Genomic DNA, 14,560 nt, shown 5'->3' on the forward strand with positions numbered 1-14,560 from the left:
AAAAGATGACTCCGATAAAATACCGAAGTCATCTTTTTACAATATAAGCTTGAAGATCATTCAATAAGCTATCCATTAAATAAAACTAAGATTACGCGGACTAGTTAACAGACATCTCATACATATATAATTCAAACTCTTGTATACTTTTGGGAGTGTTTTTCATAACCACTTCCCCCTCATAAAGTAATTCTTTTGTTTTCACATTAACTACAGCAACACTTGCATTCATTTTTGAATTCATAATTTGGGATACTGCATATAACTTACTTTCTTTCACGATTATTAGTGGTGGAACCTCATCGCTTGTTTCATTTGATAACTGGATTGTAAACTCATCACCAACTTCATGATTTTCAATGGTAAAAGGAGTAACAATTAAATTTTGCTCACTAAATTTCGAGAAATAAATCGTTGAACCTTCCAAAAAACTAACTTGATTGTCATTCAAACTCTCTGGCATTTCGATGGTATCTGTTTTCTGCGTCTTTAAATTATAGAATAATATCTCTTTACTCGAACTCGATTCTCTAAGTCCGTCTAATCCTTCTTCATAATTGCTATGAGTTATTAAAAACACAACATTTTCATTAGCCTGTAACGGATTAGTATTGATTAATTGAGCATCAACATATGAATTACCTTGTCCTTCAGGAATGGATAAAATCTTTTCGTTGTTAGTTATCGTTCCAGCCGATATGTCGAGAGTGTAGACATGTTTTTCAGTAAAATATTTGTCATTCTTCCTCATCGTATTTTGTGAAATCACTTTCAACTCGTTATCAATAACCTGTACATCTTCGACAAATATATAATCAGCTGCCGATGCGTCTGGAACGTTAATATTGAAGGAAGTTGTGTTACCATCATCTTTATTTAATATGGATATATCAAATTTAAAGTCTCTTATGTGAGATGCGCCAATTTTATACTTCACGTCTGCATACGCTAGTAATTCATCGTTTTCAAAAAATGAATTGATGCTTTGACTTTTTCCTCGCATGAAATCACGATAATTCTTCTGTAAATCCTTGATGACTGGAGACGGTTGTCCCCTAACCTGATCTATAAGTGAATGACCATTTCTATTTTCAGAACCATCAGAAGTGATTTTTAAATGCGTGTTTGTATAACTCATAACAATTCCTTCATGATAGCCCCCTTCTAACACCAATGATTTAATTTCTTTAGCGTCACCACTCTGTTTTTTAATCGCGAATTTTGGATATTGTGGAGCTGACAAAGCCGAATTGACGTAAAATGCCCCAATGCTAAGTACAATAACAGCTATAGTTGCTGTGAATTTCCAATATTTCTTCATTTCTACACGCTCCCTATACCGTTATTTTTTTCTTTAATAAGAATCCACTCATCCAAATGGACACTGCTAGTACGATGATCCCCATCGCAATCAACATTAAAAATAATTCCATTGGATAGAAAAAGTCATTCAAGATAAATTCTTGCAAAAATAGTGGTGAAATAAATACAGCTAAGGCAATTAAACTATATATGATTCCAGCAAAAATCCCTTTCCATTTATAGCTTCTTTCCAATAAAATTGCTGTAAATAGAATGGACACTACCATAAATCCTGCCCCATAATATACGATCACGCCAAAAATACTTGTTGGTATAAATATGTTTAATCCGGGCATGCCACTAATAATTTCTTTGACAGTTAAATCCACTCGGAATTCTTTTGGCACCATCCATTTCAGAACGGTTGTCTCTAATGGAATCAAAATAAGTTGAAATGCTACAAAACCAAATGTTAATAACAAAATATTTGTTATTTTAGCGTAAAAGATATTCAATCTCGTTGTTGGTAGCATTAATAATCGGTAAATAAATGTATTCTTCCCGAACCAATCGCGATACCAAATGATGAAAATATAAAACACTACGCCTGCCGCGCATAAAGCGATTGGACCAAGAAACCAGACACTTCCTGCTACTGACATAAAACTCATTTGACCAAAGTTTGATAGGAAATCCGCTTTTGACATGAACTCTTCATACATTTTTTCGTTCGCCATGCTTAGATATTTATTCGACAATACAATGACGCCAATAACTTGTATAACTAGTGTAACGCCTAGTAAAACCGCAAATAATTTCGCAGATCGATTAAATTCAAAATTCAACAACTTTAAATAGTTTTTCATCTTTGGTACACCTCTCTCATTACATCTACCACAGATTTCCCTTCATTTTCGCGAGCATCTTCCGCGCTGAATTCCTTGATTACAATTCCCTCATCTAACAGCACTACCTTATCAATTAAATGTTCAATATCTCCTATTTCATGAGTCGTAATGATAACACCTCTATTTTCAATTAAATGACTTGTGAATACTTTAGCGATTTCCTCTCGACTAAACATGTCAATTCCAGAAAAAGGTTCATCCATTAATATAAAATCAACATCCATTGCTAAACCAAGAAGTAAATTAACTTTTGCTGTATTTCCTTTTGATAAGGAAGATATTCGATCGGATACATTTAAATTAAAAAAGCCAAGTAATTCCGTTGCTCGGTTTTGGTTCCAGCAAGCATAAAAGTCATTCATGAACTCCATAGCCTCTGAAATTTTCATGTGTGGGAGCATCGTTATTGCATCAGGAATGAAGGTGACTTTTTCAAACGTTTTTTTATGAAGGGTTTCTCCGTCTATTAAAATTTCTCCATTGTTAATTGGGGTAAGTGCCATTATGGCATTTAAAATAGTTGTTTTGCCAACTCCATTAATTCCTATTAAACAAGTGATTTCACCTTTATTAGCAGTAAATGAAACACCTTTTAAAATCTTTTTTCGACCGAAATTTTTTGTAACATCTTTTACTTCAATCATTTTCAAGCCCCCTTATCATCATTATTTCCTGCGTATTTTGTTTTTACCAAGTTCAATAATTCATCTACTGGAACATTTATTGACCTTACGGATGCCACAAATGTATCGACTGCTTCAACTAGCAACTCTTCTCTTACCATTCCTAAGATCTTTATGTCCGATGTAATTTTGCTTGGGTGATTTTTTTCTGTATGGATCAAACCCTGTTCCTCCATTTCCTTATAAGCACGTTGTGCAGTATTAGGATTTATTTTTAACATGTTTGCTAACTCACGTCTTGACGGTATTTCATCTCCAGGGACTAATTCTCCGTTTGCAATCTTCTCTTTAAAATTCCGAATAACTTGCAGGTAGACGGGATCGCGATTATTAAACTTCACATTCATCAAAGCAACTCCTATACGTAATTTGACGTGGACTACATCATTTCTTTAGTGTGTGTATTAAGTGGTTCATACAGTTATAAGTGTATTGTATGGTTAATACACTTAGTTGTCAATCTTGTTTTTTGAATTTTTTTCCTTCAACCCATTATTTCTTCTTGCTTAAATCTTGCAAGGTACAGTTAAATCAAAAAAAAAGCAAACCACTAAGCGTTACGCGTTAGTAGTCTGCCTTTCTTTAATATGAGACAACACCTATTTCTTTAAACGTTTTCAAATCATAACTTCTAATTTCTTCCATAGATATCGTATATAAAACATCACCTACGTAAATCATTCGCTGGATTGATTTCTCCCATTCTTCATATGGACGTTGAGGATTTTTTTCTTTAATTAAATTCCCAACCTCTTGAATCCCTTTTTCAGCGGTAACTTCATATACCACCGCGCCTTGACCTGCATATTCCCCATAACCATCTTTTCCTTCTTGATAAACAGTTATTGGGAAGCCAAATAAGTTGTTTTTGCGGTGTTGGAATAAAGCCTTGTGATCGTATTGAAGCGCACTAAATGTTCCTTGTCCTCCAACAATCTCTACATCCTTTTCTAATGGATTGGCGAAATCAGATACATCAAATAAGGAAACCTTCATCCCCCCAGTCATGATTGCTGTTTGCCCATTTCCAACGTCTCTTGTAAACGTATCGTATCCGAACCCGATTAAATGATTTTCATCTAATGGGTGTAGGTAATTGCTGAATCCAGGAATTTTTAATTCGCCTAAAACTTTTGGTGAAGTTGGATTTGATACATCCATGACGAATAAAGGATCCGTTTCTTTAAACGTAACCATATAGGCTTTATCCCCCATGAATCGAGCTGAATAAATGCGCTCGCCTTTCGCTAACCCCTCAATTGAACCAACTTGGTTCATACCGGAATCTAGTATAAATAAATTGTTTTCTGATGGCGTCTCTTCATTCCAAGCGAATCCTTTTGTCGTAACGATTCGGAAATACCCCTCGTGTTCATCCATTGAAAACTGGTTTAATAAACTGCCAGTCACTTCACCTGACGACACGAACTTAACATTCGTTCCGTCTAAACTAAATTTATAGATTTCCGTATTGCTCTCTTGTGGATTCCACATCATGTCAATTGAGGCGTTATTGCCTTCTGTTGAAGTTGACATATAAATAGGTGCAGTTAAATACAAAGCTTCTTTCGACATATACAAGGAATGGCTGCTACCGAGATATCCTTTAGTTGTGATTTGAGATTCTTTTGGATTGTTTAAGTCCATGGCTGTGATCACACTATACGTCGCATCCAGTGTTCCAGGTAGAATCGACAAATCCGAATACGAAAGGGGAGAAGCTTTATCGCCTTCTTCACTATCGTATATATAAGGGCGAAGTTCTAGATCGTCTTGTTCATTAGACATTCTAAAATAAGATGCTACATTGGTTACAAAATACAGCATATTATCTTTCTTACGAGCCCCATTTAAATAGCCTTCCGATCCAATTTCACGAATTAATTTTGGTGATTTGGCATCTTGAATATCGTAAAAACGAACATTGGTTGAACTATTAAAAGGCATCATCATTTTTCCACTTGACCCAGAAGTATCTGAGTAATCGTATGGAACATGCTTATCGCCAAATACGATAAGAGTTTTATCATGTAAAAATAGCTGAGTCGGGAAAAAAGTGTCATCCTGTGGGATTTCTGCAACTTTTTGCATCGCATCAGGACTTCGAACATCCGCTATCACCACACGCCCGTTGCCAATCGAATAAATATACGAACCATCTGTTTTCACAGAATCAGATTCATCCACCCCTTCAACTTGGTTATTAGTAGTTGAATACTCGACTTCGCCTCCTACACCTTCTCCTGAACCCGACGACTTGCTATCCATTGCCGACTCCTCCGAAGATACAGATTCTGCTTCATCAACATTGAATTGAGCCGTTATTTTTTGGATTTTTGAGAAGTAGTCTTTTAATTCTTTTTCAGATTTAACCGGTTGTAAATCTTTTTGAACGATAAACGATAGTTCATTAATCGCTATGTTTTTGAGAAAACCACCTTGAAGCGCTTCCCGTTTCATGTGTAATTTGTATGAACCCGGTTTCAATCCCGACACTTCAAGCGTGCGATTTTGATTAGTCATCGAAATCGTCGATTCTGGTTCAATCCCTTGTTGATCAACTAAATATAAATTCCCATCGATGATTGCCGTTTCTTTTAATGGTGACGAGAAATTCACTTTCCACCCCGAATTAGATAATGCCACAGGTGAAGCACTAACTGTCACCTTATCAATCATAAATCCAAATGCTAACACCAATACCGTGATACCCGCTGCGAATAAGAGCCACAGGCTTCTCTTTTTCATTCTGTCTTCTCCCCTTCTTTTCCGATTGTTAATGGATTAGACTTCCAATAAACGATTTTCGTTTCATTAATTAATGAATTATTTTAAATTGTTTCTCATTGGATTACGTTGAACAATTTGTCGCAAGCAGATGATAATATAGCGTTTGGATGACTTTTTCTGGCTACAGTCTTGGATAATTTGGCGTTTGCATTCAATAATTTGGCGTTTCAACCCAAACAAATACCAAATTTCACTCCGAATATGCACACTTTCACTAAGTCAGTGGTTGCTCAGCCCAAAATAGACATCAACATAGAAAAAAGCGAAACCGTTTTTCACGATTCCGCTTCTTCCTTCTATTTCATCAATCATCAAGCTTCATGTTTGAACCACTCGGCCATCAACTCATCTAATTTCGCTTCTAAATTCTTTTTGTCAGCCATCAATGATTCGTAAACTTCCCACTCTTCTTCGCCTTCTGCTTGCGTTGCGATTGCAGCGATATCTTTCTCAAGCACTGCAATTTCCGCTTCATACGATCGTGGCTCTTCACTTCGAACCTTTACAGCCTTCACTCGCTCAACTGGTACAAATGCAGGTGCTTCATTTTCCAATAAAACCTGTTGTTCTGCCCACTTTTTGCGAGCCCATTCGTATGGTCCTTCGAAAGTAGTTAACCTTCCACTATCTAACCATGCGGTACGTGGGAAAAGTTTATTTAAGAAATATCGATCATGCGAAACAGCTAATATAGTGCCTTGGAAGTCTTCTAATGCTTCTTCTAGTACTTCACATGAATCAATGTCTAAATGATTAGTTGGCTCATCGAGCATCAGTAGATTTACGTCTTGATGCATGAGTTGAGCGAGTCTTAGTCGCATGCGTTCGCCACCACTTAAATCACTGACTCGCTTAAACACGTCCGGACCATAGAACATGAATTTAGCTAATATATGTCTTGCTTCTCCTTCAAACACGTTCACTTCATTTCGGAACTCATCGATTAAACGTTTCTTCGGATCAGCAATTTCTAAATGTTGAGAGAGGAACCCTACTCGAACATTGCTTCCTAATTGAACGACCCCGCTATCTGCATCTAATTGACCTCTTAATAATTTCAAGATGGTCGATTTGCCAGTTCCATTACGACCGACAATGGCCACTCGTTCTTTCCATCGCACATTAAAATCAGCTTCATGAAGTAAGGCTTTATCACCAAAAGATTTATTCACCTGTTCCATAATGACGACTTCTTTTCCGCTTCTTGGGGCAGCTTCAAATGATAAATTCATTTTCTTTGGATCAATTAACGGTTTACGCACTTTTTCCATTCGCTCAAGAGCACGTTCCATGTTCCGTGCTCTTCTGTGCATCGCTGCATTTGGAGGCACAGCTTCATTTGCCCATAATTTCAACCGTTTAATGGCTTCTTTCATCTTTTTGATTTTTTTCTGTTGTTCTTCGTATTCTTGGAATTCCCTCATTATACGGGCTTCCTTTTGCACCACAAAGTCAGAAAAATTCCCGTGGTATAAAATTAATTCGCCATCTTCTAAATCGGCTATTTTCGTCGCAACTTGATCGAGGAAATAGCGATCATGTGAAATGCTGACAACCGTTCCTTCATAGTCACGCAAATATTGCTCTAACCACTCCACTGCAAATAAATCCAAATGATTCGTCGGCTCATCGAGTAATAACAAGTCCGGTTTTGTTAGGAGCATTTGACCAAGCATAACCTTGGTTTGCTCTCCTCCGCTAAGTGTATTAAAAGGTCGATTTACAAAAGTTTGTAACTGCAACCCTTGAATGACCTTGTCGATTTCTGATTCATAAGAATATCCATCGCGAAGTGTGAATTGTTCTTGAATATTTCCATATTGACGCAGCAGTTTTTCCATTACATCAGGATTAGCTGTCGACATTTTCGCTTCAAGCTCGCTCATTTGATGTTGCATTTGAAGCAATTCCTCAAAGGCCATGGTTAACACATTTAGTCCAGTCACTTCCTCTGAATAGGAAGGAATTTGCGCTAAATAACCAATTTGAGTTCCTTTTTTGAAATGAATGCTCCCAGCATCTGGCGTTTCAATCCCAGCGATTAATTTAAATAATGTCGTTTTTCCTGTTCCATTTCGACCAACGACAGCGACTTTATCTCCCGTTTTTATTGCTAGCGAAAGGTTTTCAAAAATTAAATTCCCGCCAAGCATTTTGCTAATTTCTTGTATTGTACATATCATGATGTTCGCTCCTTTTTAGTTAAAACACAGCTGGAAGCAAAACAAAAAGACTGCCTGAAATCAGACAGTCTTTGCCTTCATGAATAAAGGAAAGAATGACTTATCAGCTGTGAAGTGTATGATATTTTCCGAAAGTGGACAGACCTGTCCCGTTGGCCGAAATATCATGCGTAATCGCACATGAAGTAGATAAAAATTCCAATATAAATCCATGTGCATTCACAGCTTTTTTCATTCTTTCTCACCACCGTTCATTATAGTTGTGAATATTCTATCATTTTTCTTGGTCAATTGTAAATGGCCATTTCGGTAACATCTTCGATAATTTTTTATCTTCACGGTAACCTAGCACGTACTCGGCTTGCATAATGGTATGGATTTCTCGAGTGCCTTCATAAATGACAGGCGCTTTCGAGTTACGCAAATATCTCGCTACTGGATAATCATCTGAATAACCATATGCACCGTGTATTTGCACGGCGTCGTCCGCTGCTTGATTCGCAAAATCACATGCTTGCCATTTCGCCAAGGATGTTTCTCGTGTATTTCGTACGCCTTTATTTTTTAATTCACCCACACGATAAACCAGCAAGCGACTCATTTGCAGTCCCGCTTCCATTTTCGCGATCATTTGTTGTACTAGTTGATGTTTGCCAATCGGTTTTCCAAACGTTTCACGTTCATTGCAATACTTCACGCTCGCTTCAATACAAGCCATAATAAGCCCTGCAGCACCAGCAGCAACTGTAAATCGACCATTGTCTAATGCCGACATAGCGATTTTAAAGCCTTCACCTTCTTCACCAATTCGATTTTCAACAGGCACTCGAATATCATCGAAGAAAATTTCGCCCGTATTCCCTGCACGAATACCGTATTTTCCTTTAATGGCTTTTGAAGAGAATCCTTCCATCGTACGTTCAACGATAAATGCACTTATGCCGTGATGCTTCTTCGATTTGTCGGTATACGCAAAGACAATAAAATGATCGGCTTTGTCACAAAGAGAAATCCAAGTCTTTTGACCCTTTAAGATATAATGATCGCCATCAAGTTTAGCCGTCGTCGACATAGCTGCTACATCGGATCCCGCTCCAGGTTCTGTTAATCCGAATGCACCGATTTTTTCGCCCTTCGCTTGTGGCACTAAATATTTCTGTTTTTGTTCTTCCGTTCCCCATTGCATTAAAGTCATTGAGTTCAGCCCAATATGGACGGATACAGCTGTTCGAAAAGCCGTATCTCCTCTTTCAAGCTCCTCACAAACAATCGCAAGTGAGTTGTAATCCATGCCACTTCCACCATATGCTTCTGGCACACAAACACCCATAAATCCTAAATCAGCCAACCGCGTCCATACTTTTTGATCGAATCCACCTGTCGAATCCCACTCAGCAATATGTGGAATAATTTCATCATCTACATATTGTCGTACTGTTTTGCGAAGTAATTGGTGTTCCTCTGAAAATTCGAAGTTCATGCTGCTTGCCTCCTGTTATCCGTTTGCAACCGAAGTTGATTGGTGTATGGTCTCTTTAATATGAACGCCTCTTTGTTTCATTGCTTCGATATATGCATCACCCGGAACAATTTGTTCGGGCGGATAGACTCCTCGCTTCGTGATTTCGCCATTGCCAATCATTTGTGCCACTACCGAAATTGTATTAGCTGTCGCTCTCGCCATCGCGGTTACTTGATCATCCATATCCTTCTTCGTCACTAATTCGTATTCATAAGTAACAGGTTCACCTGCTTGAATGCCTGATACCGTCACGCGCAGTAGTACAGCATCTTGCTTATCGCCCAATAATAATCCAGGGGTAAGTGCCTCTTTTAAGACTTCTCTTGTACTCACTTGTTTCCCTTCAATTTCTACCATCGTGTTTTTATTTGTTAAACCAAGGTCCACCAATACTTTAAATTTCTCGGCATGACCCGCATATCGAATTGTTTTATATTCAAGCGTTTCAATATTAGGGAAGGTTTTCGTTAAAGTTGAAGTCCCTCCTGACGTGTGAAATGCTTCCAACTCTCCAAAGTCTTCAAAGTAAATCGGCTCAATTTCCGTTAAAGAAGCAACTTCTTCTAGTTTGCCATTACGCAACACATGTGAAGAATCTGTATAGTGATCCAGCACGCCATCTAATGAAAAAACAATATTGTATTTCAAAGGACCTTCAGGTTCAACCGGAATTCCACCAACATACAACTTAATCGATTTCACTTCGTCAAGCTTACTTGCACCGTGGCCAGACAATATATTGATCATTCCCGGAGCTACCCCTAAATCCGGAATAAGTGTAATGCCTTTTTGTTCGGCTTGTGTTTTTAATTCTAAAACAGCATCAGTTGCACCACCGATATGTCCACCTAAATCAATTGAATGTACACCCACTTCAACTGCTGTGCGGGCTACTTTTTCATTAAACGAATAAAATAGTGCGTTGATTACAACGTCACCTTTACTCATGATGTCTTTTAACTCCGTGTCATTATTAGCGTCTAAGCGAACTGCTTCAATTTTATCGGTTCCAATTTTATCTATAAACGTTTGAACTTGTTCTACCTTAACGTCTGCTAAAAATACTTTTTCTACATTAGAGCTTTTCACTAAATCGCGTGCTGCTTCTTTCCCCATTAACCCTGCACCTAATACGACTACCTTCATTTACAACATCCCCTTTGTAAATCTCTGATTAGACTCTCGTGTTGAAGTTAAGAATTATCGATTTGAGCTCTTTGCAATTTCCCGCTGAAATCTACATAAATACTCTTCCATTCGGTATATACATCTAGTGCCGCAACACCAGAATCTCGATGTCCATTGCCCGTACCTTTCGTACCGCCAAATGGCAAGTGAATTTCTGCACCTGTTGTTCCTGCATTCACATAGACAATCCCCGTATCTAAATCACGTTGTGCCTTAAAGATTTTATTCACATCACGAGAGAAAATAGAACTAGACAATCCAAATGTCACGCTGTTGTTCACTTCAATCGCTTCTTCCAAACTAGATACTTCAATCAACGAAACAACCGGTCCGAAAATTTCTTCTTGAGCGATTCGACTATCTCGATCCACATTTGTGAATAAAGTCGGAGCGTAGTAATTTCCTTTCGATAAATTTTCTTTATCTAAAATTTCTCCACCAACTAAAAGAGTGGCTCCTTCTTCTTTACCAATTTGAACATAGCTATGAATTTTATCTAACGCTTTTTTATTAATCACTGGACCGATTTTAACGGATTCGTCCATTCCGTCCCCAATTGAAAGAACCTTCATCGCTTCTAGTAGACGATTTTCAAGTTCCTCTTTTACATCTTTATGAACGATTACTCGACTACATGCTGTACATCGCTGACCAGCTGTTCCGAATGCACTCCACAGGATTCCTTCAACAGCCAATCCTAGGTCGGCGTCTTCCATGACGATTACCGCATTTTTTCCGCCCATTTCAAGCGATACTTTCTTTAAATGACGACCACCAAGTTCTGCAACAGACCGTCCTGTTTCCGTTGAACCAGTAAATGAAATCACCTTCACGTCTGGATGTTCAATCATCGCTGTACCAACTTCCGAACCGGATCCAAACACGATATTTGCGACACCTGCAGGTAACCTAGCTTCTTCGAACACTTTAGCCATTTCATATGCCATCATGGGTGTTTCTGTTGCTGGTTTCCACAAGAAGGTGTTACCCGCAACAATCGCCGGGAATGATTTCCACGTCGCGATCGCAACAGGGAAGTTCCAAGGTGTAATGAGACCAACTACGCCAATCGGTGCACGAACGCTCATCGCAAATTTATCCGCTAATTCAGACGGAGTCGTTTCCCCAAACAAGCGGCGTCCTTCACCTGCCATATAAAAGGCCATGTCAATCCCTTCTTGTACTTCGCCTCGCCCCTCTTCAATCACTTTGCCCATCTCTTTTGTTAATACTTGAGCCAAATGCTCTTTCTTTTCTTTCATAATACGGCCAATTTCATATAAATAATCTGCACGTTTCGGCGCTGGTACAAGTGCCCATTTTTTCTGAGCTTCTTTTGCAGCTTCAACGGCTAGATCAACGTCATCTTTAGTTGATAATCTCACTTGCGCTAATTCTTCTCCTGTTGCTGGGTTGGTAACAGGAACATATTTCGCATCTCCTGCTTCCTGCCACTTTCCACCGATGTAATTTTTCAGTTTCATGTTCTTTACCCCTTTCGAATTGAAAACGCTTTCAGTTACTTATTCGACAAAAGACACCCTATCCCTTTTCTATTTTTCTAAATAACGGAATATTCCTATAATAGGACGTTTGATGAAACTTTTTGGTTCACGAAGCGTATGAATGTATAGGTTTGAATTTTAAGGAGGCAATATGTATGAACAATCATGAAATTGATTACAAATTACACGGCGATGATATGCAATTTGTAGAGGTGGAATTAGATCCGAATGAAACCGTAGTAGCTGAAGCTGGAAGCTTAATGATGATGGAAGATGGAATCTCTATGGAAACGATTTTTGGTGACGGATCGTCAGGATCAGCTGGAAGCGGGATGCTTGGAAAACTTATGGGTGCTGGTAAACGTTTGATTACTGGGGAAAGTTTATTCATGACAACCTTCACGAATACGGGTTCTGGTAAGAAACACGTATACTTTGCTTCTCCTTATCCAGGCAAAATCATTCCGATGGATTTAAGTGAAATGGGCGGCAAAATTATTTGTCAAAAAGATGCCTTCTTGGCTGCAGCTAAAGGTGTTTCTGTTGGCGTTGAATTCCAACGTAAATTAGGAGCTGGATTCTTTGGCGGCGAAGGTTTTATTATGCAGAAACTTGAAGGTGATGGCCTGGCTTTTGTACATGCAGGTGGAACCATTTACAAAAAGAATTTACAACTGGGTGAAGTGCTGCGCGTTGATACGGGTTGTTTAGTGGCCATGACGCATGACGTTGACTACAACATCGAAATGGTTAAAGGTGTAAAAACCGCTTTGTTCGGTGGAGAAGGTTTGTTCTTCGCAACGTTGCGTGGACCTGGAACGGTTTGGGTTCAATCACTGCCATTTAGCCGTTTAGCAAGCCGCGTGTTTGCAGCAGCTCCTCAAACACCAGGTGGAGGCTCACCGGGTGAAGGCAGTATAACCGGCGGACTGTTTGACCTTTTAGGCGGGAAATAAAGAAAAGCTGTGCACAGGATGATTTCTACCTGATGCACAGCTTTTTTTGAGTTATCTCGTCACTTGAATGGATTTACTCGTCAACTTTTGTGATTTACTCGTCACTTTTTTAGATTTACTCGTCAACTTTATAATTTTACTCGTCACTTTTACACATTTACTCGTCAAACCCATCTCATAACCAAGTTATCACGACTTATGAGACCGTCATTCTGCCCTTCATTCGCCATAGGAAAAAAATCACTGGGACAATGAGGAGTGCTGACGCAGTGATACCTCCAGAGAGAGACGTATACAATGCTAGCAAACCGACAATGGGTCCGCCTGCAATTTGCCCGAATGCATCTAATTGACCAAACATCGAAAGCGTCGTAGCTCTTCCCTTCGACTCTATTCGCTCATTCGTAATGATGCTCATCAGAGGATAATTCACATTTCGCAGCGCACTTGCGACCCAATACATCGCTACTGCCAACCAGAAATGACCAGTCCATGCGAAAACAATCATCGTTCCAATTAACACCGTGTTTGCTAAAATTAACACTTCAGCATATCGACCGTTCACGTTTTTTTCAACCACGTGAAGCACGACAATATTCAATAAAAATGCAACCGCGTAAAATGCTCCGAACCAATAGATCGATTCACTTTCTGATAATTGATAATCCGTTATGAAGTGCGCTCCGTACAGTCGATCAAACCCTTCACTGGCTAACCCCCAGAATAGAGTCACCATCGCGATACTCACCAATACCGTATTTCCGCGTATTTGAGAAGCTCCCGATTGAATTGTCGTCATCATATGAGCCACACCTGAGACGCCTATCTCTCGAGTGATTTTGACAAATTTCGTTTCAGGTAGCTTTACATATGCCCAAACAGCTAAAACAATTAACATCGCTCCTGCAAATAAAATTGCAATTTGAACAGTCCATAACATAGCGATTCCAACGCTTGCTAGAATGGCGGAAAATCTCGCGAATGATGAAAATTGTGAACCTCTCAAAAAGGTCGTTTCTAAATTAGTTCCATCTAATTCGTCCGCAATCCAAGCCTGTTCGGCTCCACTTATAAAAGTCCATCCGATTCCCCACATTGCTGAAGCAACTGCAATCGCCCAAAATTCTGGCATACTTCCTTCTAAGACATGTGCGAGTCCGATTATTAAAGTTCCTAGAGCTAACGATTTCTTCCTGCCAAAATGGTCCGCAAATAATCCAGTTGGCATTTCAAATATTAGGACAGAAACTTCCATGATGGTTCCTATTAATACAAGTTCAAGTGCATTTAAATCGGCTTGCATGACGTAATAGATTGCATTTAACGTAAAAACCATTTGTATAAAGAATGAACGTGTACTTGTCACGGTGTAATAAAAATTTTGTATACTCACTTAAAAATTCCTCCGATATGATCAATTTGCGTACAATCAAATCGGAGATCATATTTTATTTCAACATGCCCTCCGATTTGAATAATGAAGTCAATGTTGTTCTTTTCATATGAATCTCTCCTTTTACTTA

The 14,560-nt window shown here is 38.8% G+C and carries 12 protein-coding genes; 1 reads left to right on the forward strand and 11 read right to left on the reverse strand.

Annotation, left to right across the window (positions count from 1 at the left end):
• Window positions 1-100: 100 nt before the first annotated feature.
• The 10 genes from ACHUE4_RS10320 to ACHUE4_RS10365 all read right to left on the reverse strand — a co-directional run bounded on the left by ACHUE4_RS10320 (window position 101) and on the right by ACHUE4_RS10365 (window position 12,060).
• Window positions 101-1,321, reverse strand: coding sequence for a hypothetical protein (locus tag ACHUE4_RS10320; protein ID WP_394189669.1), 1,221 nt, complete (start codon window positions 1,319-1,321; stop codon window positions 101-103).
• A gap of 13 nt (window positions 1,322-1,334) precedes the next feature.
• The gene (locus ACHUE4_RS10325; RefSeq protein ID WP_394189671.1) at window positions 1,335-2,168 is read right to left on the reverse strand and encodes a hypothetical protein; all 834 of its coding nucleotides are present in this window, start codon (window positions 2,166-2,168) and stop codon (window positions 1,335-1,337) included.
• The gene (locus ACHUE4_RS10330) at window positions 2,165-2,854 is read right to left on the reverse strand and encodes an ATP-binding cassette domain-containing protein (protein WP_394189673.1); all 690 of its coding nucleotides are present in this window, start codon (window positions 2,852-2,854) and stop codon (window positions 2,165-2,167) included. Before ACHUE4_RS10330 ends, ACHUE4_RS10325 begins: the two co-directional genes overlap by 4 nt.
• Before the next feature lie 2 nt (window positions 2,855-2,856).
• Window positions 2,857-3,240 carry a GntR family transcriptional regulator gene (locus tag ACHUE4_RS10335; protein ID WP_394189675.1) on the reverse strand — a complete coding sequence of 128 codons (384 nt, stop codon included), beginning with the start codon at window positions 3,238-3,240 and terminating at the stop codon, window positions 2,857-2,859.
• 235 nt (window positions 3,241-3,475) lie between these two features.
• Complete coding sequence (locus ACHUE4_RS10340) at window positions 3,476-5,641, reverse strand: beta-propeller domain-containing protein (protein WP_394189677.1); 2,166 nt, start codon at window positions 5,639-5,641, stop codon at window positions 3,476-3,478.
• Between the two features lie 353 nt (window positions 5,642-5,994).
• A complete protein-coding gene (abc-f, locus tag ACHUE4_RS10345) occupies window positions 5,995-7,866 on the reverse strand; it encodes a ribosomal protection-like ABC-F family protein (RefSeq protein WP_394189679.1) in 1,872 nt (623 codons plus the stop codon).
• 103 nt (window positions 7,867-7,969) lie between these two features.
• Window positions 7,970-8,101: an RAxF-45 family protein gene (locus tag ACHUE4_RS10350; RefSeq protein ID WP_394189681.1), complete on the reverse strand. Its 132-nt coding sequence runs from the start codon at window positions 8,099-8,101 to the stop codon at window positions 7,970-7,972.
• Window positions 8,102-8,140: 39 nt separating this feature from the next.
• On the reverse strand, window positions 8,141-9,346 hold the full coding sequence (locus ACHUE4_RS10355) for an acyl-CoA dehydrogenase family protein (protein ID WP_394189683.1): 1,206 nt from the start codon (window positions 9,344-9,346) through the stop codon (window positions 8,141-8,143).
• Window positions 9,347-9,361: 15 nt separating this feature from the next.
• A complete protein-coding gene (locus ACHUE4_RS10360; protein ID WP_394189685.1) occupies window positions 9,362-10,534 on the reverse strand; it encodes a saccharopine dehydrogenase family protein in 1,173 nt (390 codons plus the stop codon).
• Between the two features lie 47 nt (window positions 10,535-10,581).
• Window positions 10,582-12,060 (reverse strand): aldehyde dehydrogenase family protein, encoded by a 1,479-nt coding sequence (locus ACHUE4_RS10365; RefSeq protein ID WP_394189687.1) that lies wholly within the window; start codon window positions 12,058-12,060, stop codon window positions 10,582-10,584.
• A 176-nt stretch (window positions 12,061-12,236) separates the two neighbouring features.
• Between ACHUE4_RS10365 and ACHUE4_RS10370 the strand changes: the two genes are divergently transcribed.
• Window positions 12,237-13,037 carry a TIGR00266 family protein gene (locus ACHUE4_RS10370; protein WP_394189689.1) on the forward strand — a complete coding sequence of 267 codons (801 nt, stop codon included), beginning with the start codon at window positions 12,237-12,239 and terminating at the stop codon, window positions 13,035-13,037.
• A gap of 196 nt (window positions 13,038-13,233) precedes the next feature.
• Here ACHUE4_RS10370 and ACHUE4_RS10375 read toward each other — a convergent pair whose 3' ends face one another.
• Window positions 13,234-14,430: an MFS transporter gene (locus ACHUE4_RS10375; protein ID WP_394189691.1), complete on the reverse strand. Its 1,197-nt coding sequence runs from the start codon at window positions 14,428-14,430 to the stop codon at window positions 13,234-13,236.
• Window positions 14,431-14,560: the final 130 nt, after the last annotated feature.

The organism is Paenisporosarcina quisquiliarum (assembly GCF_043641925.1).
GTDB classification, from domain to species: domain Bacteria; phylum Bacillota; class Bacilli; order Bacillales_A; family Planococcaceae; genus Paenisporosarcina; species Paenisporosarcina quisquiliarum_A.